Here is a 21,668-nt window from a genome sequence, read left to right as displayed (position 1 = left end):
CGGCGTCAGGCCTTGCGGGTGAAGCCGTCGTCGCTCCACGCCTCGCTGCCGACGCCGTGGCGCACGAAGAACAGGCCGTCCGGATCGTACTGCCGCTTGGCGCGCGCCAGCCGCTCGTAGTTGGCGCCCCAGAACGCGCGCTGCCAGTCGGCGATGAAGTAGTCGCTCTCCGACACGTAGGAGCCGGCCTTGGGCGCGGCCTGGCGCAACGCGGCCATCGCCCGGCCAATGGCGGCGGCCCGTTCGCGGCCTCGCTTTGCGGCCGATTGCGCGGCCGTTGCCGCATCCTGCGCGTCCGGCGCTGCCGGCATGCCGGGATAGCGCGGGCCGTCGCCGCCGGCGATGATGGCCAGCGCGAAGGCGCCCAGCACGTCGGGGTTCATCGCCGTGTCGCGCGCGGCGGCCAGCTCGGCGGCCGAGGCGCCGGCCAGGCCCTTGTTGAAGTGCAGGCCCACGCGCCAGTGCCGCGTGGCGCGGAATAGCGCGTCGGTCAACTGCGCCTGCTGCTCGGCCGCCAGCAAGTCGGCCGGCAGCCATGCCGACTGGTAGCCGTGGATGAACCAGCCCGCGTCGGCCGCGTCGCCCTTCCACACGCCGTGGTGGGCCGGCGCGCCGGGACGCTCGTCGGCCAGCATGAAGCCCGGCGCATATTTCTTGAAGAAGGCCAGGTTCCAGAACTGCCGCGCCGGCAGCGCCACCGTGCGGAACGGTTTTTCCAGCGCATACTCGGGCCGCTCGCCCAGCCAGGCCAGGAACGGCGCCCATACCGCCTCGGCCTGCTTCTGGTCCAGGCCCTGGAACACCATGGACACGTCCACCGTGTTGCCGGTGTTGAAGCCGATCTGCTCGCCCCAGGCCGGGTTGAACAAGGCGCTGGCGTAGAACGCCACCACCTGCGCGATCAGCGCGCGGTAAGCCTCGTCCGACGCCGCCTTGATGGTGAAGAACACGGCGCCGAAAGTCTCCGGCAGTTCGCGCGTGCGCAGCGTCAGTCGCGTGACCACGCCGACGCTGCCGCCACCGCCGCCCTTCAAGGCCCAGAACAGCTCGGGATTGGTGCAGGCGTTGGCGATGCGGACCTGGCCGTCGGCGGTCACCACCTCGGCCTCCAGCAGGCCGGCTGCGGCGGTCCCGTAGTTTTTCGAGAAGCTGCCGAAGCCGCCGCTCTGCACCAGTCCCGCCACGCCCACCGTGGTGCAGCCGCCGCCCTGCACGTAGCGCCCGCCGCGCGTGGTGACGGCGTCGTAGGCGTCGATCCACATCGCGCCCGCGCCCAGCGTGACGGCAGGCTGCGGCGCGTCGTCGCAGCCCTGCGCGACGAAGGCCGGCTGCAAGGTCACCTCGTTCATCTGGCGGGTCCACACCAGCAGCGAATCGGGCGCGTCCGAGGTGCCCTGATAGCTGTGGCCGCCTCCCTTGACCACCAGCCGCAGGTGGTGCTCGCGCGCGAAGTTGACCGCCGCCACCACATCAGCCGTGTTGCGCGCCGCCACCGCGTAGGCGCTCGGCTGCGAGGACCAGGCGTCCAGCCAGCCGCTGGTCTGGGTCAGGGCCGCCTGGTCGCCGATCGCGTAGGTGTTGCTGAGCTGCTCCAGCGCGGCCACGCAGGCCGGCGCGGCCGCGTTTCCGGCGCAGGCGGCGAACGGCGCCTCCAGCTTGAGCAGGCGGCCATCGACGCGCTGGCGCAGCTGCTGCCAGGCGGCGCTCGACGGCCAGCCGGCGTCGCCGGGACGCACGCGGCGGCCCGGCGCGCGCGCTGCGCTCCAGGCCGGCAGCGACGTGAGCGACATCAGCGGCAAGGCCGCGACCGACTTGAGCAAGCTTCTTCTTTTCATGGAGTGGCTTTCATGTGTGATGGGGACAACGCCACCTTAGCGCAGCGGCCGTTCGCCGGTCCATCGCTATGTGGCGAGACGGACGAGGGCGTGGCGAAGCGGATAATCTGTTGGCCAGATTTAACGAATCATGCCCGCAAGCTCTGGTGTAGCAAAAAGCTTCCCGACCTGCGAAGATAACAGCGCAGGCGTCCGGCCAGAGCGCCTGCGCGAGCACGCCCAGTTTGGCCCCACACCCACCAGGAGAAGTACATGAATTCGTTTGTGGAAACCATTTCGCCAGCGGCAAAGAATCACGTGGAAGCCCGTATCGACTACTTCAGCGACCTGACCCTCGCAACCTTGCACTCGGTGCGCCAACTGTCCGATGTGAACCTGCATTTCGGCAGGAACTGGCTCCAGGCTTCCACCGAAGCCTGCCGCGTCGCGCTGCTGACCCCGGCCACCGAGCGCAGCGCCGGCGACATCCCCGACGCCGACCAGCTGATGCAGAAGGTGCAAAGCTGGCAGCAGCAAGTGAACCAGATCGCCACCGACTTCCAGTCCAGCATCAACCGGGTGGTGCAGCAGCATGCGCCACAGGCGGCCCGCACCGCGTCCGAGCTGGCGGTGGCGGTCACGCAGAAGGCCGCCGACCAGGCCGACCAGCAGCTGCGCACCCACAAGGCGGTGTCCAAGGAGATCCACGATCAATCGCGGCAGTTCGCCAACCTGGCGGCGCAAAGTGGATCGATGGCGCAGCCCGCCTCCATGCAGAGCGCAGAGGAGAAGGGCAACAAGAACTGAGGGCTGTCTACAAGAACCGTTCCGGGATGTCGTCGACGAACGGGTACAGCGAGAAGTACGGCTTGGCCTCGTCCAGCACCCGCTGGACCGACGGCCGCGCCACCAGCCGCTCGAAGTAGTCGTTGAGCTGCTGGTATTCCTCGGGGAAGGGCAGCAGCGTGGCAGCGTAGAACAGCGCGGGCGCCGCCGCGCAGTCGGCCATGCTGAACGCGTCGCCGCACATCCAGCGGCGCGTGGCCATGCGCTTCTCGATCATCTTGTAGGCCGTCTTGAGCTTGGTGCGCTCCCTGGTCTGGTCGCACTGCATGCCGCTCAGGTGGCCGCCGACGATGGTCTGCACCGGCTCCTGCACATAGTTGTCGAAGAAGCGGTCCCACAGGCGCACGTCCAGCGCCGCCTCCCAGTCGGCCGGGATCAGGTCCTGCGGGCCGGGGAAATAGCGGTCCAGGTATTCGATGATGACCGACGTCTCCGGCACGTCGCGTCCGCGCTCGTGGTCGCGCAGCACCGGGAATTTGCACAGCGGCCAGATCGCCTCCAGCTCGGCGCGGTCGCCCTCCTCGCCCAGGTTGATCAGGCGCTTGTCGAAAGGCGTGGCGTTTTCGTACAGCGCGATCAGCACTTTGTGGCAGAACGAGGCCAGCGGGTGGTAGTACAGGGTCAGGGACATGGTCGGCTCCAGGTATCAGGCACCGCCACGCGGTACCAAAGAATTCAGCAGATGATACTTCAGACAAGCCGATAGCGGCGGACGGGAAATGTTGCGACACTGCGCTCCGTCATACGCCGGGCCACCTCCAACCATGCGCCGGCGGACCTCCGAATCACCACACCACAGGATTTTCCATGCGCCTTGCCGTCACCCTCGCTCTCGCCTCCCTTTGCGCCGTCAGCAGCAACAGCTATGCCGACGCCCTCGAACTGCCGTCCTCGCCGGCGCCCAAGGCCGCGCCCGAAGCCGGCGACAGCATGACCCTGGGCGCGGGCATCGCCTACGCGCCGGAATACGCCGGCGCCAAGAAAAGCCGCGTGGTGCCGCTGCCCTACTTCGAGCGCACCTTCGCCAACGGCGCCTTCATCAGCACCATGCGCGGCCTGGGCTACCAGACCGAAGTCGCCAACGTCGGCCTGAGCGCGGCGCTGAGCTACGGCGGCGCGCGCGCCGACCACAAGCGCAACGCCTTCGACGGCTCCGACGCGCTCAAGGGCATGGGCGACATTTCGGGCTCGGCCCAGGTCGCGCTGAGCGCCAGCTACCAGGTCGGCACCGTCGGTCTGAGCGTGAGCACCACGCAGAACCTGGCGCACCGCGAACACGGCGCCACCTACAGCCTGGGCGCGTCGATGCCGCTGTACACCACCGCCAGCGACCAGGTCGGCATGAGCGTCTCGACCCAGTATGCCGACAAGAAGCACATGCAGACCTATTTCGGCGTGACCGCCGCGCAAAGCGCCGCGTCCGGCTACAAGGCTTACACCGCCAAGGGCGGCTTCGCCAACGTCACGGCCGGCGTCAACTGGAACCACGTGCTGGACAAGAACTGGTCGATGTACTCCATGCTCGGCGTCTCCCATCTGACCGGCGACGCCGCCGACAGCCCGCTGACCAAGCGCAAGACCACGCCGATGCTGATGACCGGCTTCGGGTATAAGTTCTAAACGGCTTAGCCGGATGATATTATTGAAGGAAATTCAATTCACCGATTCCTTCAGTAATGCCGACACTCACACTACTCACCTTTATCGTCCTCGCGCTGTCCGTGGGGGCGGTCTGGATTCAATCCTCGTCCCGTTCTTTGTTCGCGCCATGGCAAGCGGTGTTTGCCGTGGCGCTGCTGTGCGGCTGGCAGGCCGGCGTGCTGCAGGCGCCCGCGCTGGTGGCGCTGGCGCTGTTCGCCGCCACGGCCTGGCTGACGGACGGCGTCTCCCAAAAATATCTGCGGATACTGTTCGGCGCGGCCACGCTGGCGCTGGCCTTTGCGCTGGCGATCCACAAGCTGCCGGGCTTTAACAACCCGGTGGTGATCGCGGACGCCGTGTTCTCGGCCGGCGGCAAGCCGTTCACGCAATACGCGAATTTCGATAAGGGTGCGGTCGGCCTGATCCTGCTGGCCTTCATCTGCCGGCGCGCGACGTCATGGCCCGAGTTCGGCGGCGTGCTGAAAAAAACCTGGCCGGTGCTGCTGCTCACCGTGGGGGTCGTAATGGCCCTGGCCACCGGCGCAGGCTTCGTGCATCCCGCGTTCAAGCTGCCGGCGGCCACGCCGACCTTCCTCGCGGTGAACCTGTGCTTTACCGTCGTCGCCGAAGAGGCTTTTTTCCGAGGCTTTGTGCAGGCGCGGCTGGCGTCGGCGCTGTCCGGCGTGCGCTACGGTTCATGGGTGGCGCTGATCTGCTCCGCGCTGCTGTTCGGCGCCGCGCACCTGGCGGGCGGCCCGCTGTACGCCGCGCTGGCCGCGATCGCTGGCCTGGGCTATGCCTACGCCTATCACGCCACGCAGCGCATCGAGGCGCCCATCCTCGTGCACTTCGCGCTCAATGCCGTGCATTTCCTCTTCTTCAGCTATCCGTGACTAAATGATTTCCTGTTTCAGAAATATACTGCTTGCGGCCGTGCTGGCTGTCGGCGCCGTTATCGCCAGTAGTGTCTCCGGTTTGCTTTTTCAGGTATGGCCCACCGGGTTCGCCGACCACGACATCGCCGTCACGCCGCGTATGCTGGCCCAGCTCGCCGAGCTGAAGCAGGAACAGAAATTCCTGCCTGACCTGCCGCGCTTTTATCCGGGGGCGCGGAACGAAAACGTGCGGTCGCTTTCGCAGGCGGAGGTCGATGCGCTCATCGCCACACTGGCGGCCGATCTTCCGTCCCATGCGCGGCGCTCCTTCGTCCTCAAGACATTCAAGGCCGCGCTGGAAAAATTCGATGGCGGCGAATCGGAAGAACGCGATCAGTTTCTAGCCTACCTGCAGCGCATCATGGACATCGTCGGCGTCGCCGATAGCGCCGAACTGTTGAACGTCTGGCGCTATGGATTTCCGTATGGCTGGTTCCTGCGCGCCTGAGCGGGCGCCATAGTTCAGCAGCTCCGGCTGCGCGTGCACGATGGCGGTCTTCGGCAGGCAGACGATCAAGCTACCGCCCTTGACGTCGGGGCCGTTGACCGCCATCGTGATCCGCCAGCTGGCCGTATGCGAGGCCGCACTGGAAAGGAAGCAGCGGCCGCCGGGCGAATAGAGAACAGCGTCTATTGGAGAGAATCGACATAGCAAATAAGTCATAAAATGCAACTCCGTCAACTTTGGAGTTTTGTAAATGAAAATCGGTAAAATCTTCCTCATGGCAGCCTTACTGCCAGCCGCAACCGTTGCATATGGACAGGCAATTTCCACCCTGGCAGCCCTGCCAAATTTAAAAACCGCGCAAAATTCCATCTATTTGACCGATGCAGGCAAGGAAGGCCTGTTCATTTTGTCCGCCGCTGCCGGTCTGACAGCCGACTCGGCCACTGTCATTCAAGATGGCGCCAACAAGCTGTACACGCGCTACGTTACGGGACCCATCAACGCCGGATGGTGGCTCAAACAAGGCGCGGCAGATAATTCGGACGCGATGGACAAGGTTCTGGCTTACGCGCCATCCGGCTCGGAAATCATTATTCCTCCCGGGATTTATCAGTTTTCCAGGCCTATCGTCCTGCTGGAGAATAAAGTACTCACCATCAAGTCCAAAGGAAGATTGGTATTCCGGAATTCGGACGGTTTCATCATCCGCGGCCGCCAGGTGGTGGACCTCGAGACTATCGAAGGACAGCAATGGACCGATGCGCCGGATTATTCAAGCATGACCTACTCCGGCATCACGCTGGAGGATGCCACTTTTTCGGAAGTGAAGGTACATTACGCAGCGGGCTTTCTCAACGGCATACGACTCACCGCCACGGGGCAGCAGGGTTCGGCTTATCAAGGACGTAAGCTGGGCACGCAATACAACAGGATCACATTCAACGCGCTGCAACACAACAGGGTCGGTGTTCTGCTCATGACGGGAAAGGTCAGCAATGCCCCCAACCTGGTTGATGGTGATCTTCCTTGGGTCAACGAGAATACCATCACCGGCGGGGGCATCTGGGGAGAAACCGGTATCGCCACCGCCAAGGGCGCGTACCAGACAGATCCATTCAATGGAAATAAATTTTACAATATCGGTTTTGAAAGCCTGTCTTATGCGGCAAATTTGAATTTTGCGGGGAATAACATGTTCATTGCTCCCCGCTTTGAGGCCCGTGCACAGTTCACCGTGGCGCCGGACTGCCGCGCCAACATCATCTTCACCTCGGAGCTTTATCGCGAGCGTCTGGCCGGAACGGGCCATGAGACATTGATCATCGGGCAAATCCTGAAGGCAGATGGCGTGCAATCCGGCGTGATAGAAGCCACGGATATGTCGGGCAATCTTCGCACAATCGTTCGAAATGTGCCGGCTCCATAACTAGTTCAGCAGCAGCTCCGGCTGGGCGTGCACGATGGCGGTCTTCGGCAGGCAGACGATGAAGGTGCTGCCCTTGCCCGCCTCCGACTTGATCTGCAGCGTCGAGCCGTGCCGCAGCAGCACGTGCTTGACGATCGCCAGGCCCAGGCCGGTGCCCTGGGTCTCGCGCGAGCGGCTCTTGTCGACGCGGTAGAAGCGCTCGGTCAAGCGCGAAATGTGCTCGGGGCTGATGCCGATGCCGGTATCCTCCACCAGGAACTTCACGCCGCCATCGAACTCGCGCCACACCAGGTGGATCTTGCCGCCGGCCGGCGTGTAGCGCACGGCGTTCGACACCAGGTTGCCGAACGCGCTGTGCAGCTCTTCGTAGCTGCCCATGACGTCGGGCCCGTTGACCGCCATCGTGATCTCGTGCTTGCCGGCCGACAGCGCCCGCGCGTCGCGCAGCACCTGCTCCATCAGCTTGGCCACGTCGACCTGCTCCGGCCGCATCGGATAGTCCACCGACTCCAGCCGCGACAGGGTCAGCATGTCCTCGATCAGATGCTGCATGCGATGGCCCTGCTCCGTCATCAGCTTCAGGTGCGCCGAACGCGTGGCCGCGTCCAGCCCTTCCGACGCCGCGATCTCCAGGAAGCCGACGATCACCGTCAGCGGCGTGCGCAGCTCGTGCGAGGCGTTGGCGATGAAGTCGCGCCGCATTTCCTCGATGCGCTCGGTCTCGGTGGCGTCGTGCGTCACCAGGATCTGGCGGCGGTTCTCGAACGGGATGATATGCACGATCAGCTTGCGCTCGCGGAAGCTGATCGTCAGCGGCTGCTCGTAGCGGCCGAGGATGATGTAGTCCATGAAATCCGGGCTGCGCACCAGGTTGGTCACGCGCATGCCCTTGTCGCGCTCGTGCGTGAGGCCCAGGTGCTTCTCGGCGGCCGGGTTGCACCACTCCAGGAACAGCACGTCGTCCATGATGACCACGCCGTCCGGCAGCAGATGCATGGCCTGGCGGAAGCGCGCCAGCCATTCGGTCAGCTCGGCCTGGTTCTTCTCGTCGTCGCGCCGCATGCGGTACAGGCGCGAGAAGATGTTGGTCCACGCGCCCCAGCCGTCGGGCAGCTTGGCGCTTTGCGGATCGTCCATCCAGTTGCTGAGCTGGTACAAATAGGTCAGCTGCACGAACACCATCACCATCATGGCCAGCAGCGCCAGCACCAGGCCGTTGATCCAGCCGAACATCCAACCCAGCGCCGCGCAGGCCGCCAGGATGATGGCCGTGCGCAGTGCCGCCGGCACCCAGAACACCAATTTTGGATTCATTATTTCTCCGACAGCATGTAGCCCACGCTACGCACCGTCTTGATCAGATGCTCGGCCTCTTTCAAGGCCTTGCGCAGGCGCAGCACGTGGACGTCGACGGTGCGCTCCTCGATCACCACATGGTCGCCCCACACCTTGTCGAGCAGCTGGCTGCGCGAGAACACGCGCTCCGGATGGGCCAGCAGGAACTTGAGCAGCTTGTACTCGGCGTGGCCGATGTCGATCTTCTGCTCGTCCATCGACACGGTGCAGCTGACCGGGTCCAGCATCACGTTGGCCGCGCGCATGGTGGCCTGGGCGTGCTCCGGGCTCTTGCGGCGCAACAGCGCCTTGGCGCGCGCCAGCAGCTCGCGCGGCGAGAACGGCTTGGTGACGTAGTCGTCGGCCCCGCTGTTGAGGCCGGCCAGCTTGTCCTCTTCCATGCTCTTGGCGGTCAGCATGATGACCGGGATTTCATTGAACTGGCGGTCGGAGCGGATGCGCGCCAGCAGGCGCAGGCCGGTCTGGTCGGGCAACATCCAGTCCAGCAGAATCAGCTGCGGGGTCTTGGTCTGGATGAAGTCCCAGGCCTCGGCGCAGCTTTGCACGGCGCAGCAGTTCCAGCCCGCCTCGCGCAGCGAGAACGTCACCAGCTCGACAATGGCTGGCTCGTCCTCGACGATCAGTACGGTGGTTTTATCAGATGCCATGTTCTTCTATTTTTACTCAGCTTGCTCGGGCACGTCGTCCGGTATCGGTGCGGTCTTGGTGTGGCGGATGTCCTTGCCTTCGACGACGTAGATGACGTATTCGGCGATGTTCTTGGCGTGGTCGCCGATGCGCTCGATGGCCTTGGCCACCCACAGCGTATCGAGCGCGGCCGAGATGGTGCGCGGGTCTTCCATCATGAAGGTGATCAGGTTGCGCATGATAGACCGGAACTCGTGGTCGATCACCGCGTCCTGGGCGATCAGCTGCAGGGCCTGCTTGCCGTCGTTGCGGGCGAAGGCGTCCAGCGCATCGTGCAGCATGTCGCTGGTGTTGTTGGCGATGCCGCGCACCATCTCGTAGTGGTTGACGGTCACCGCGCCGCGCGCGTGCAGCGCCTTGGCGGTGCGGGCGATCTTGGTGGCCTCGTCGCCGATGCGCTCCAGGTCGGTGATGACCTTGATGGTCGCCATGATGGTGCGCAGGTCGTTGGCGGCCGGCTGGCGGCGCACGATCAGGTGGCTGCAGGCGTCGTCCAGCGACACTTCCAGCTGGTTGACGGCGTCGTCCTCGCGCATCACGCGGTCGGCGCGCTCGGGATTGCCGATGCGGAAGCAGGTCATGGCGTCGAGGAACTGGGTCTCGACGATGCCGCCCATCAGCAGCACCTTGCTGCGTATGGCTTCCAGTTCGTTGTCGTACTGTTTGGATGAATGTTCACCGATCATGCTGCTCTCCGTAGTCGATTTGCTATTATAAGTGCGATCAGCCGAAGCGACCGGTGATGTAGTCCTGCGTCTCTTTGCGCGCGGGATTCATGAAGATCTGGTCGGTCTCGCCGAACTCGACCAGCTCGCCCAGGTACATATAGGCGGTGTAGTCCGAGCAGCGCGCCGCCTGCTGCATGTTGTGGGTGACGATGGCGATGGTGTAATCCTGCTTGAGTTCGCTGATCAGCTCCTCCACCTTCGAGGTCGAGATCGGGTCCAGCGCCGAGGTCGGCTCGTCCAGCAACAGCACGTCCGGCTTGACCGCCACGCCGCGCGCGATGCACAGGCGCTGCTGCTGGCCGCCCGACAGCGACAGGCCGGACTTGCTCAGCTTGTCCTTGACCTCGGTCCACAGCGCAGCCTTCTTCAGCGCCCATTCCACGCGCTCGTCCATCTCGCCCTTGGACAAGTCTTCGTACAGGCGCACGCCGAAGGCGATGTTGTCGTAGATCGACATCGGGAACGGGGTCGGCTTCTGGAACACCATGCCGACCTTGGCGCGCAGCATGTTGACGTCCTGCCCCTCTTCCAGGATGTTACGGCCGCGGTACATGATCGAGCCCTCGGCGCGCTGGCCGGGATACAGGTCGTACATGCGGTTCAGGGTGCGCAGCAGCGTCGACTTGCCGCAGCCGGAAGGGCCGATGAAGGCCGTGACCTGCTTCTCGTGGATGTCCAGGTTGACGTTGGTCAGGCTCTGGGTTTTACCGTAGAAAAAATTCAGACCCGAAATCTCGATGGTTTTACGTTTGCCGTTCGCGGCTACCACATTCTCTTGGCTCAGTTGCGTATTCATTGTTGATCGCTTTTATCAGGTTTAATTCGGGACTTTTTGGCTGAACAGGGTGCGCGACAGGATGTTCAGCGCCAGCACGCTGAAGGTCACCAGCAGCGCGCCGCCCCAGGCCAGCTCGCGCCAGTTGTCGTATGGGCTCATGGCGAAGCCGTAGATCACCACCGGCAGGTTGGCGATCGGCCGGTTCATGTCGGCGCTGAAGAACTGGTTGTTGAGCGCGGTGAACAGCAGCGGCGCGGTCTCGCCGGAGATGCGGGCCACGGCCAACAGCACGCCGGTGATCACGCCGGCCTTGACGGCGCGCAGGCGCACCAGCATGGCCACCTTCCAGCGCGGCGCGCCCAGCGCGAAGGCCGCTTCCAGCAGGCTGTTGGGCACCAGGCGCAGCATGTTGTCGGTGGTGCGCACCACCACCGGAATCGCGATCAGCGCCAGCGCCAGCGAACCGGCGTAGCCCGAGTAGTGGTTGACGGTGGCCACGTACAGCGCCCACACGAACATGCCGATCACGATCGACGGCGCCGACAGCATGATGTCGGTGACGAAGCGGGTCAGGCTGGCGATCTTGTTTTCTTCGCCGTACTCGGCCAGGTAGATGCCGGCCAGGATGCCGATCGGCGTGCTCACCAGCGTCGCCAGGCCGACGATCATCAGGCTGCCGACGATGGCGTTGGAGACGCCGCCGCCCTCGCTGCCGGGCGATGGCGTCGGCTGCGTGAACAGGTGCAGGTTGAGCGCGCCGAAACCCTTGACGGCCAGCGTGACCAGGATCCAGGCCAGCACCAGCAGGCCGACCGACATCGCCAGCACGGACAGGGCGATGCCGACACGGTGCGCCAGCAGGCGCTTGCGGTAAACCGGATTGACCGGCGACGAGTGAGTGGCTTGCTTCATTTGACGCCTTCCTTGCGGGACATGCTCGCCAACATCAGCTTGGCGGAGGACAGAACAATAAACGTGATGACGAACAGGATCAACGCCAGCGCGAACAGCGACGAGGTGTGCAGCGGCGTGTCGGCTTCGGCGAACTCGTTGGCCAGCGTCGAGGCGATCGAGTTGCCGGCCGCGAAGAGCGACCACGACAGCTTGTTGGCGTTGCCGATGACGAAGGTCACGGCCATGGTCTCGCCCAGCGCGCGGCCCAAGCCCAGCATGACGCCGCCGACCACGCCGGTCTTGGTGTAAGGCAGCACGATCTTGCGCACCACTTCCCAGCGCGTGCAGCCCAGGCCGTAAGCCGATTCCTTCAGCACGGCCGGCACGATCTCGAACACGTCGCGCATCACCGAGGAAATGAAGGGGATGATCATCACGGCCAGGATCAGCGCCGCGGTCAGCACGCCGATGCCCATGGTCGGGCCGCTGAAGAACTGGCCGATGATGGGCAGGTGGCCGACGGTGTTCTTGAGCAGCGGCTGCACGTAGTCGCCGAACAGCGGCGCGAACACGAACAGGCCCCACATGCCGTAGATGATGGACGGCACGCCGGCCAGCAGCTCGACCGCCGTGCCCAGCGGACGGCGCAGGCCGGCCGGGCAGATCTCGGTCAGGAACAGCGCGATGCCGAAGCTGACCGGGAAGGCGATCAGCAGCGCGATGCCGGAGGTGGCCAGGGTGCCGACGATGGCGATCGCCGCGCCGTATTTTTCGTTGACCGGATCCCACTCGACGGTGGTGATGAAGCCCGGGCCGAATTCCTTGAACGCCGGCCAGGCGCCCACCACCAGCGAGATGATGATACCCAGCAGCACCGCCAGCACGGACAGCGCGAACAGCATGGTGGTCTTGTGGAAGATGAAATCCTGGATGCGCTGGTTGCGCATGGTGCGTTGCAGAGCGCGCAACGCGGCGTGCTCCGCGGCACTCGCCTGGGCGGTGCTGGCCTGCATAAGCGGCTCCGATGGGGTCAGGGGCGTGGAAGTGATATCAGCGCTCATTGTGGTTTGTCTCGTTGATGTAAGCTAGCCTGCGGCGCCCGGTCGGGCGGCGCAGGCTAGCCCCCTCGCCGCCGTGGCCGGCAGCGAAGGGAGGTCCTGATTAGTAGATGGCCTTGCCCGACGCATCCTTCAGGTTGGCTTTCCAGGAATCCTGGATCAGCTTGACGACCGACGGTGGCATAGGCACGTAGTCCAGATCGGTCGCGGCGGTGGCGCCGTTCTTGAACGCCCACTCAAAGAACTTGACCACTTCCTTGCCCTTGGCCGCGTCGGCCTGGGCTTTGTGCATCAGCACGAAGGTCGCGCCGGTGATCGGCCATGCGTTCTTGCCTGGCTGGTCGGTCAGCACCACGGCGAAGCCCGGGGTCTTGGCCCAGTCGGCGTTGGCGGCGGCGGCCTTGAAGAACTCGTCGTCAGGCTGCAGGTAGTTGCCGTCCTTGTTTTTCAGCTGGGTGTGCGACATCTTGTTTTTCTTGGCGAAGGCCCACTCGACGTAGCCGATCGAACCCTTGATGCGCTGCACGTTGGCGGCGACGCCTTCGTTGCCCTTGCCGCCCACGCCCACGGCCCATTTCACGGCAGCGTCGGCGCCGATCTTGGTCTTGAATTCAGGGCTGGTCTTGGACAGGAAGTCGGTGAACAGGAAGGTGGTGCCGGAACCGTCAGCGCGGTGCACCACGGTGATTTCTTCGGCCGGCAGCTTGGCGCCAGGGTTCAGCGCGGCGATCGCGGCGTCGTTCCACTTGGTGATCTTGCCCAGGTAGATGTCGGCCACCAGCGGGCCGGTCAGCTTCAGCTGGCCTGGGGTGATGCCGTCCAGGTTGACCACGGTGACCACGCCGCCCATGATGGCAGGGAACTGCATCAGGCCTTCGGCGTCCAGTTCAGCGGCGCTCAGCGGCTTGTCCGACGCGCCGAAGTCCACGGTCTTGGCCTTGATCTGCTTGATGCCGGCGCCCGAACCGACCGACTGGTAGTTCAGCACGTTGCCGGAAGCGCTCTTGTACATATCGGCCCATTTGGCGGCGATCGGGTACATGAACGAGGAGCCGGCGCCGGTCATATCGGCGGCGGAAGCGGCGGACGAGAATGCCATGACGGCAGACACGCCTACTACCAGGGAAGAGATCAGTTGTTTGAGTCGCATTTCAAGTCCTTTGTTTTATGACAGGTTAGGATGCTGCGCAGTCTACCGGGACTATATGACAGGTTTATGACATGAACGAAATATGTCAAAAATAGTTATCCGCCCCGGTTTCAGCGCCCCCGCCCCTCTGAAAACAGGCCATGTGCCGCCATATATTACGCCGCCGATGTCATAATTGGCGCGTCCATGCCGTCATTTATGACAAAGGTTGTCACGGACTTGTCATATTTCTTCTTTACACTGTTGCATCATTCTGCCGCAATACAGGCTAGAATGAGACTACCTGCAAAGTGAACAAAAAGACATGAAGCCTGACTTGCATGCTGAAGTAAACAAGAACTCCGCTTTTCTGGACCGGGAACTGTCGCAACTGATGTTCAACCGGCGCGTGCTGGCGCAAGCCGAAGACAAGAGCATTCCCCTGCTGGAGCGGCTGCGCTACCTGTGCATCGCCAGCAGCAACCTGGACGAGTTCTTCGAGGTGCGCGTGGCCAGCCTGCTGGCGGCCGGCAGCGTCGAGGGTTCGCTGTCCAACCACCCGGCGCTGGTGGCCACGCTGTCGCGCATCAGCGCCGAGTGCCACGCGCTGGTGGCCCACCAGTATGAGATCCTCAACCAGGAAGTGCTGCCCCAGCTGGCCGCCAACGGCGTGCACCTGGTGCGCCACAACGAGCGCAACGAGGCGCAACGCGCCTGGGTCAAGGAATACTTCGACACCGAGGTGCGGCCGCTGCTCACGCCGATCGGCCTGGACCCGGCCCACCCCTTCCCGCAGGTGGTCAACAAAAGTCTCAACTTTATCGTCTCGCTGTCCGGCAAGGACGCGTTCGGGCGCGGCACGGCGATCGCCATCGTCAAGGCGCCGCGCGTGCTGCCGCGCGTGATCCGCCTGCCCGACCATCTGTCCAAGAGCGGCGGCGTGTCGTTCTGCCTGCTCTCGTCCATCATCCACGCCCACATCTCCGACCTGTTCGCCGGGCGCGAGGTGATCGCCTATTCGCAGTTCCGCGTCACCCGCGACTCCGACCTGTGGGTCGACGAGGACGAGGTCAAAAACCTGCGCCAGGCGCTCAAGGGCGAGCTGCAGGGGCGCCAGTTCGGCACCTCGGTGCGATTGGAGGTGGCCAAGAACTGCCCGCCCGAGCTGTCGCAATTCCTGCTCGACCAGTTCGGCCTGCACCAGAGCCGGCTGTACGCGGTCAACGGCCCGGTCAACCTGGTGCGGCTGACCGAGATCATGGACCACGTCAACAACCCGGCGCTGCGCTTCCCGCCGTTCTACCCCGGCATCGCGCAAAAGCCGGGCAGCCCGGACATCTTCGCCGCGCTGCGCGAGAGCGACATCCTGCTGCACCATCCCTACCAGTCGTTCCAGACCGTGATCGACTTCATCCGCAGCGCCGCGCTCGACCCGGCCGTGGTGGCGATCAAGCAGACCATCTACCGCACCGGCATGAACTCGGACCTGATGGAATCGCTGATCCTGGCCGCGCGCCTGGGCAAGGAGGTGACGGTGATCGTGGAGCTGAAGGCGCGCTTCGACGAGGAGGCCAACATCAACTGGGCCGACAAGCTGGAGCAGGCCGGCGCCCAGGTGGTGTACGGCGTGGTCGGCCTCAAGACCCACGCCAAGGTGGCGCTGGTGATACGCCGCGAGGACAGCAAGCTGCGCTTCTACGCCCACCTCGGCACCGGCAACTACCACCCGACCACCACCAAGTTCTACACCGACTTCGGCCTGCTGACCTGCCATCCGGGCATCAGCCAGGAGGTCAACGAGGTGTTCATCCACCTGACCAGCCTGACCAAGCCGCACCGGCTCACGCACCTGTGGCTGGCGCCGTTCGCGCTGCACAACGAGATCATCAAGGCCATCCGCAACGAGGCGCGCATCGCGCGCGCCGGACGGCCGGGGCGGATTATTGTTAAAATCAACGCGCTGGTCGACGAATCGGTGATCCGCGCGCTGTACGCCGCCTCCAAGGACGGCGTCAAGATCGACCTGATCGTGCGCGGCGCCTGCATGCTCAAGCCCGGCGTGCCCGGCCTGTCGGAAAACATCAAGGTGCGCTCCATCATCGGCCGCTTCCTCGAGCACAGCCGCATCTATTATTTCCGCAACGACCTGGCGCACGACGTCATGCTGGCCAGCGCCGACTGGATGAGCCGCAACCTGTTCCGCCGCATCGAGGTGGCCTTCCCCATCCTCGACAAGGCGCTCAAGCGGCGCGTGCTGAACGAAGGCTTGAATCCTTATTTAAAGGACAATATCAACGCTTGGGAGCTGGAAGCGGACGGCCACTACCAGCGCCGCAAGGCGCGCGGCAAGCAGCTGCCCTTCAGCGCCCAGCAGCACCTGATGGACACGCTGGGCATGGCCGGCGCCCATCTGGAGGAATAGCAGGCAGCGCCGCCCGCGGGCGGACCAGGGGATCTTTTTTCACAGGTCGTTCAGGAGAAAAACATGGATCTCATTTTGTGGCGGCATGCCGAGGCCGAGGAGGCGCAACCCGGCATGGCCGATCTGGAACGGGCGCTGACCGCCAAGGGTCAGAAACAGGCGCGCCGCATGGGCCAGTGGCTCGACTCGCAGCTGCCCGACAGCTGCCGCATCCTGTGCAGCCCCGCGCTGCGCACGCTGCAGACGGTGGAGGCGCTGGGGCGCAAATTCAAAATCCACAGCGACCTGGCGCCCGGCGCCGATCCGTCCGACATCCTCAAGGCCGCCAACTGGCCGGCCAACAAGGATTCGGTGCTGGTGGTCGGCCACCAGCCGACGCTGGGCCAGGCCGCCTCGCTGTTGCTGACCGGCGACGATCTGGAATGGGACATCCGCAAGGCCAGCGCCTGGTGGTTCGCCCAGCGCGACCCCGGCAACGCCATGAGCGTCTACCTCAAGGCGGTGATGGCGGCGGACTTGGTGGTGAAATAAAAGTTTCCGCCGAGCTTGTAAAGCGGCAACCATCTGCTAAAGTTTAATCGTAACAACTTGAGGGAGGGCTACCATGTTCACCTTGCTCGCGATGGGCATCTTCGGCGGGATGATTGCCTTGGTAGTGTATGAAATCGTCGAGGAAACGCGCGGCAGCAAACACAAATTGGTCGACCGCTATCACGAATAGCAAACGCTTCATTGAAGCAGCATCGGCGCCAGCGGCGTGTCCTGCAGGACCCGCCTCTCGCGCCGATCGTCGTTTACAGGCCGGTCTTGAACTTGGTGTAGATGCGCGTGATGTTGCGGCGGATATCGGCCGGCACCGCCTCCGGCGCGGCCATGCGCTGCTTGTCCGCGTCCGACAGGAACACCGTCTTGTTGCCGGCGATATCCTTGCGCACGAACTTCAGGCTGGCCGTGTTCGGATTGGCGTAGAACACCTTGTTGGTCAGGCTGGCGTGCACCTCGGGACGCATGATGTAGTTGATCCACAGGTGGGCGTTGTTCGGATGCGGAGCGTCGGCCGGGATGGCCATGGTGTCGAACATCAGCGCGGCCTGGGTCTTCGGCACCAGCACCTCGATCACGTTGCCGTTCTTGGCGTCGATGGCGCGCTGGCGGGCGATGTTGATGTCGCCCGACCAGCCCAGCGCCACGCAGACCGCGCCGTTGGCCATGTCGTTGATGTAGCCGGACGAGCTGAACAGCGTGACATTCGGGCGGATCGCCTGCAGCAGCTTGCCGGCCTCGGCGTAGTCGGCGGCGTTCTTCGAGTAGGCCGGCTTGCCCAGGTAAAGCAGCGCGGCCGGCAGCACCTCGGACGGCGAATCGAGGAAGGACACGCCGCACGATTTGAGCTTGGACGCATACTTCGGATTGAAGATCAGGTCCCAGGCGTTGTCCGGCATCGGCATGCCGCCCAGCGCGGCCTTGACCTTGTTGACGTTGATGCCGACCGTGGTATAGCCCCACAGCCAGTCGACCAGGTAATCGTTATTCGGATCGATGCTGGCCAGCTTGGCTTGGATGGCCGGGTCCAGGTTCTTCAGGTTGCTTAATTTGGACTTGTCCAGCTTGCGCAGCAGCTTGCCGTCGATCTGCAGGCGCGCCCATTGCGCGGTCGGCACCACGATGTCGTAGCCCGACTTGCCGGCGGCCAGCTTGGAGTTGAGGATTTCGTTGTTGTCGAACACATCGTAGCGGACTTTGATGCCGGTTTCTTTTTCAAAATTTTTAACCGTATCGTCGGCGATATAGTCCGACCAGTTATAGATGTTGAGGACTTTTTCCTCTTGCGCCTGAGCTGCAACCTGTCCTGCACCGGCCATCAAGCCAGCCGCCACCAGCACCGCACCAACGAACTTCCCTGCCATAGCCCCTCCGTTTGGAATCAATCACAAGCCGTGATGATCGGGCATAGCCAGTTCGGACGCAAGGAATTCGTTAGAAAAATCAGCCTAAGATATCGAACAGCGTGCCGGAGCTGCCGGCCGCGCCGTTGACCGCGCTGCCGGCGCCGGTCTTGGCTTGGGCCGTGTAGAGCGCCACCAGCGCGGTGGCCTGGGCCGTCAGCGCCTTGGTCAGCACGGTGCGCTTGCCGTTGATGCTGTTGATTTCGCGCCCCAGCAGGCCGGCCTCCTTGCTGATCACGCTGCTGTCCGAGGTCAGCGCCGCCGCCTTGGCCGACAGCAGGTCGGCGATGCCCTTGCCGCCATTGGTGAACAGCTTGCCGACGGCGGCCGAATCGGTGGCCAGCGCGGCGGTGAGCTTCTTGTCGTCGACCACCAGCTGGCCGCTGCCGTCCTGGCTGACGCCGGCAGCGCCCAGCGCCGACAGCGACACGCTGCCGCCGCCCGTCTTCAGCAGCATGCCCAGCTGGCTGGTGACCTGGCCGAGCGCCGTGTCCGACTTCAGGTCGCCCTTTTGCAGCGCCTGCAGCTTCTTGTTCAGATCGTTGTAGGCGCTGACGAAGGACTTCAGGTTGGCGCCGATCTGGCTGGCGTCCTGGGTGATGGTGACGTCGGTCTTGCCGGCGCCGGTCAGCGTCAGCGTCGCGCCGGGGATGGCTTTGTCGACGGTGTTGCTGGCACTGGTGACGTCCTTGCCGTCGACGTTGACGATGGCGTCCATGCCGGCGCTGGTCTGCTTGAGTTTCTGGGCGCCGTCGGGATCGAAGGCCAGCAGGTTCTTCAGCGCCGCGTCGCCGCTGACGCTGATGCGCATGCTGTTGGCCGCGCCGCTCTTGCCGGCGATCGCCAGCGAGAACTTGCCGTCGTCGCCCTTGACCACCTTGACGTCCACGCCGGCCGCCTTGAACGCGGCGGCGATGCCGTCCAGCGTATTGTTGCTGCTGTCGATGGTGACGGACTTGGCGGCCGCCGCGCTGTTGAGGACGTAGCCCTTGTCGCCGCCGGCGGTGCCGAAATCGATCTTGACGGTGGTGGTGGCGCCCGAGCCGATCTTGGTGTCGTCCGCCGCGAAAGCATCGCTGGTCAGGAACTGTCCCTGGGCCAGCTGCTTGACGTTGATCGCATAGGTGCCGGCCTTGGCCGCGCCGGTGGAAGCGGCCGTCAACACGCTCTTGACCGAAGTGGCAGCGCTGGTGCTCAAGCCGCTGCCGGTCAGCCCGGAGGCGATCTGCTGGAAGTTGGCCAGCGCGCTTTGCAGCTGGCCCAGCGCCGACAGCTTGGTCTGATCGTTCTTCAGCGTCGTATTGAGCTTGGTCGCCGCCTTGTTCTGCGAAGCCATGGTCTGCTGGACGCGATTGTAGATATCGTTCGACACCGTCGAACTGCCGGTATTGGAGCTGGAGTTGATGCTGGAGGTCGCCATAATACGTTCCGCCTGATTTGGTTACATAGTATGCAACACCAGCGGTATTCCAAAGCGCCGAACAGAGCGGCTTTTCCCGCCCTCCTCGCCGCCAAACAACATTGGGGTCAAGTCTGACATTCGGACACGAGCGCTGCCGTAGGCGCCGCTTACGGCAGCGCTCGTGTCCGAATGTCAGACTTGACCCCACCCGGGGGGCGATGAGCCGAGCTCGGCGGCTGGGCGGTCCCAGGCCATCGGCGCGCCGTCGATGGTTGCCGGCGGCAGGTAGCGACGCGCCGGGCCCCACGCGGTCTGCTCCAGTTCCGGCGACAGGTCCGCGTCGCAGGCCGGCGCCAGCGGCTGCGCGGGCGCCACCTCCGCCGGCGACAGCTCGGCGAGTAGCAACGCGGTGCGCGCCAACGACAGCCGCGCCTGCGTCGCCCGTCCCTCTTCCAGCCTTTGCACCAGCCCGCGCACCACTGCCGCAGCCATCAGATAGCCGGTCGCGTGATCGAGCGCCTGCACCGGCAGCGGCACCGGCTGGTCCACGCCCTTCCAACGCATGCCGCGCTCGGCGATGCCCGCGCTCATCTGCACCAGGCTGTCGAAGCCGCGCCGTCCGCTCAACGGCCCCGTCCAGCCGTACGCATCCAGCGCCACGTCGATCAGCCCCGGATTCAGGCGCCGCCGCGCGTCCTCTCCGAATCCCAGCCCCTCCAGCGCCGCCGGGCGATAGCCGTGCACCAGCACGTCGGCCTGCGCCAGCAGCGTTTCGAACACGGCACGGTCGCGCGCCAGACGCAGGTCCAGCCGCGCGCAGCGCTTGCCCAGGGTGACCTCCGGGATCACGCCCGGCTCGTTCCACGACGGCGGATCGATGCGCAGCACATCCGCGCCATAACCCGCCAGAAAGCGGGTCGCCACCGGCCCGGCCAGCACCCGCGTCAGATCCAGCACTTTCAGCCCCGCCAGCGGGCGCGACGGCGTCGGCGCCCAGCCCGCCTTGAAGCTGCCGTCCCGCGCGGACCAGGCCACCAGCGGCTCGGCCGCCACCGCCCTGCCCTGTTCGTGCGCCGCCCATTCTTCAGCCGAGCGCATCATGGCCGCGCAGCCGCCACGGGCCACCACCGCAGCCTCCAGATCGGCGCCACGCCAGCCGGCCACCGCCCGCGCCACCGCCGCGCGTTCCACCGGCGCAACCAGCACCGCCAGCGCCGCGTCGCGGTGATGGATGGCGTTCGTATGCAAGCGTATCCAGCCGTCGGCCGTGCGGTAGTCGCCGGCCACCGGGTCCCACAACGGCGGACGCTCCCAGCCCACCGGCTGCAAGGACCAGCCGAACCACATCGACGCCAGCCGGCGGTCGACCGCCACCCGCGCCGGCCGTCCGCCCTGCGCCGCGATCAGCTGCCGCACCGCCAGCGCCGCCGCACCCACCGACGCCGCCGCCAGCTCCGTCACCGCGTAGCACGACGGCAGCTCGCCGGCGCCAACCAACGTCACGCACTCCGCCGACGGCAGCGACAGCGCGGACGCGATAGCCTCCAACATTTTAGACATGAACGCTCCTGTAATTGATATGCTGTTCCAGCTTAGAAGCGCCCACCGAGGGCGTCAATCTTGACTTGAAGTGTCAACATAGGGAACCGAGATGGTCTGGATGACAGCGGCGGAAGCGCTGCACGTACTGAATGTCCTGCCGCAAACGCTGTACGCCAACGTCAGCCGGGGCAAGATACGCGCCAAGTCCGACGAGGTCGATCCGCGCCGCAGCCGCTACCACCGCGACGACATCCTGCGCATGGCCGCGCGCAGCAACGGCCGCCGCAAGATCGAGGCGGTCTCCGCGCAAGCGATGCAATGGGGCGACCCGGTGCTGCCGTCCGCCATCTCCACCGCCGCCGACGGCCGCCTGCTGTACCGGGGCCGCGACGCCACCGTGCTGGCCGACACCGCCACGCTGGAAGACATCGCCGATTTGCTGTGGGAGGCCGAACCCGGCCAGGTCATGGCGCTGGCCGCCGCAGTCCCCGTTGCGATGCCCGCCACCACAACCGGCGCAGCCGCAGCCAACCCGTCGGGCGCACTGGGCGCCGGCCTGCTGGCCCGGGGGGGGGGGGGGGGGGGGGGGGGGGGGGGGGGGGGGGGGGGGGGACGG

Annotated in this window: 19 protein-coding genes; 7 read left to right on the top strand and 12 right to left on the bottom strand. The window is 64.8% G+C overall.

Annotated elements, in window-relative coordinates; all coding sequences use genetic code 11:
- Positions 1 to 5 precede the first annotated feature (5 nt).
- Entirely contained in the window at positions 6 to 1,835 is a 1,830-nt protein-coding gene (locus tag AC07WS_RS15550) for an FAD-dependent oxidoreductase (RefSeq protein WP_494729954.1), read from the bottom strand.
- 252 nt (positions 1,836 to 2,087) lie between these two features.
- On the opposite strand from AC07WS_RS15550, the gene AC07WS_RS15545 reads away from it, so the two are divergent.
- On the top strand, positions 2,088 to 2,621 hold the full coding sequence (locus AC07WS_RS15545; RefSeq protein ID WP_494729953.1) for a phasin family protein: 534 nt from the start codon (positions 2,088 to 2,090) through the stop codon (positions 2,619 to 2,621).
- Positions 2,622 to 2,628: 7 nt separating this feature from the next.
- Here the strand turns inward: AC07WS_RS15545 and AC07WS_RS15540 are convergent, their stop codons facing one another.
- On the bottom strand, positions 2,629 to 3,291 hold the full coding sequence (locus AC07WS_RS15540; protein WP_494729952.1) for a glutathione S-transferase family protein: 663 nt from the start codon (positions 3,289 to 3,291) through the stop codon (positions 2,629 to 2,631).
- Between the two features lie 176 nt (positions 3,292 to 3,467).
- Here AC07WS_RS15540 and AC07WS_RS15535 point away from each other — a divergent pair, with 176 nt between their 5' ends.
- The 4 genes from AC07WS_RS15535 to AC07WS_RS15520 all read left to right on the top strand — a co-directional run bounded on the left by AC07WS_RS15535 (position 3,468) and on the right by AC07WS_RS15520 (position 7,110).
- Positions 3,468 to 4,280 carry a MipA/OmpV family protein gene (locus AC07WS_RS15535; protein ID WP_494729951.1) on the top strand — a complete coding sequence of 271 codons (813 nt, stop codon included), beginning with the start codon at positions 3,468 to 3,470 and terminating at the stop codon, positions 4,278 to 4,280.
- 56 nt (positions 4,281 to 4,336) lie between these two features.
- The gene (locus AC07WS_RS15530) at positions 4,337 to 5,194 is read left to right on the top strand and encodes a CPBP family intramembrane glutamic endopeptidase (RefSeq protein ID WP_494729950.1); all 858 of its coding nucleotides are present in this window, start codon (positions 4,337 to 4,339) and stop codon (positions 5,192 to 5,194) included.
- Between the two features lie 4 nt (positions 5,195 to 5,198).
- Positions 5,199 to 5,684, top strand: a complete 486-nt coding sequence (locus tag AC07WS_RS15525) for a DUF4844 domain-containing protein (RefSeq protein ID WP_494729949.1) — start codon at positions 5,199 to 5,201, stop codon at positions 5,682 to 5,684.
- A gap of 250 nt (positions 5,685 to 5,934) precedes the next feature.
- The gene (locus AC07WS_RS15520; RefSeq protein WP_494729948.1) at positions 5,935 to 7,110 is read left to right on the top strand and encodes a right-handed parallel beta-helix repeat-containing protein; all 1,176 of its coding nucleotides are present in this window, start codon (positions 5,935 to 5,937) and stop codon (positions 7,108 to 7,110) included.
- Here AC07WS_RS15520 and phoR read toward each other — a convergent pair whose 3' ends face one another.
- The 7 genes from phoR to pstS all read right to left on the bottom strand — a co-directional run bounded on the left by phoR (position 7,111) and on the right by pstS (position 13,761).
- Positions 7,111 to 8,424 (bottom strand): phosphate regulon sensor histidine kinase PhoR, encoded by a 1,314-nt coding sequence (phoR, locus tag AC07WS_RS15515; RefSeq protein WP_494729947.1) that lies wholly within the window; start codon positions 8,422 to 8,424, stop codon positions 7,111 to 7,113.
- Positions 8,424 to 9,113, bottom strand: coding sequence for a response regulator (locus AC07WS_RS15510; RefSeq protein ID WP_117009873.1), 690 nt, complete (start codon positions 9,111 to 9,113; stop codon positions 8,424 to 8,426). The genes phoR and AC07WS_RS15510 overlap by 1 nt, the downstream gene beginning before the upstream one ends.
- A 12-nt stretch (positions 9,114 to 9,125) precedes the next feature.
- Entirely contained in the window at positions 9,126 to 9,839 is a 714-nt protein-coding gene (phoU, locus tag AC07WS_RS15505; RefSeq protein WP_117009872.1) for a phosphate signaling complex protein PhoU, read from the bottom strand.
- Positions 9,840 to 9,876: 37 nt separating this feature from the next.
- A complete protein-coding gene (pstB, locus tag AC07WS_RS15500) occupies positions 9,877 to 10,677 on the bottom strand; it encodes a phosphate ABC transporter ATP-binding protein PstB (protein WP_494729946.1) in 801 nt (266 codons plus the stop codon).
- Between the two features lie 21 nt (positions 10,678 to 10,698).
- Positions 10,699 to 11,571 (bottom strand): phosphate ABC transporter permease PstA, encoded by an 873-nt coding sequence (gene pstA / locus AC07WS_RS15495; protein WP_494729945.1) that lies wholly within the window; start codon positions 11,569 to 11,571, stop codon positions 10,699 to 10,701.
- Positions 11,568 to 12,566, bottom strand: coding sequence for a phosphate ABC transporter permease subunit PstC (gene pstC, locus AC07WS_RS15490; protein ID WP_494729944.1), 999 nt, complete (start codon positions 12,564 to 12,566; stop codon positions 11,568 to 11,570). The genes pstA and pstC overlap by 4 nt, the downstream gene beginning before the upstream one ends.
- 148 nt (positions 12,567 to 12,714) lie before the next feature.
- The gene (pstS, locus tag AC07WS_RS15485; protein WP_494729943.1) at positions 12,715 to 13,761 is read right to left on the bottom strand and encodes a phosphate ABC transporter substrate-binding protein PstS; all 1,047 of its coding nucleotides are present in this window, start codon (positions 13,759 to 13,761) and stop codon (positions 12,715 to 12,717) included.
- A gap of 304 nt (positions 13,762 to 14,065) precedes the next feature.
- Between pstS and ppk1 the strand changes: the two genes are divergently transcribed.
- The gene (gene ppk1 / locus AC07WS_RS15480; protein WP_494729942.1) at positions 14,066 to 16,162 is read left to right on the top strand and encodes a polyphosphate kinase 1; all 2,097 of its coding nucleotides are present in this window, start codon (positions 14,066 to 14,068) and stop codon (positions 16,160 to 16,162) included.
- A gap of 63 nt (positions 16,163 to 16,225) precedes the next feature.
- Entirely contained in the window at positions 16,226 to 16,693 is a 468-nt protein-coding gene (sixA, locus tag AC07WS_RS15475) for a phosphohistidine phosphatase SixA (RefSeq protein ID WP_494729941.1), read from the top strand.
- A 263-nt stretch (positions 16,694 to 16,956) separates the two neighbouring features.
- Here the strand turns inward: sixA and AC07WS_RS15470 are convergent, their stop codons facing one another.
- The 3 genes from AC07WS_RS15470 to AC07WS_RS15460 all read right to left on the bottom strand — a co-directional run bounded on the left by AC07WS_RS15470 (position 16,957) and on the right by AC07WS_RS15460 (position 21,061).
- The gene (locus AC07WS_RS15470; RefSeq protein WP_494729940.1) at positions 16,957 to 18,069 is read right to left on the bottom strand and encodes a polyamine ABC transporter substrate-binding protein; all 1,113 of its coding nucleotides are present in this window, start codon (positions 18,067 to 18,069) and stop codon (positions 16,957 to 16,959) included.
- Positions 18,070 to 18,148: 79 nt separating this feature from the next.
- Positions 18,149 to 19,528 (bottom strand): flagellar filament capping protein FliD, encoded by a 1,380-nt coding sequence (fliD, locus tag AC07WS_RS15465; protein WP_494729939.1) that lies wholly within the window; start codon positions 19,526 to 19,528, stop codon positions 18,149 to 18,151.
- A gap of 174 nt (positions 19,529 to 19,702) precedes the next feature.
- Positions 19,703 to 21,061 carry a CoA transferase gene (locus AC07WS_RS15460; RefSeq protein ID WP_494730016.1) on the bottom strand — a complete coding sequence of 453 codons (1,359 nt, stop codon included), beginning with the start codon at positions 21,059 to 21,061 and terminating at the stop codon, positions 19,703 to 19,705.
- Between the last annotated feature and the right edge of the window lie 607 nt (positions 21,062 to 21,668).

Source organism: Duganella sp. GW821-FHT01E12, from assembly GCF_059422325.1.
Note: the sequence above shows the minus strand (reverse complement) of the source record. Positions and strands in the feature narration are given on the sequence as shown.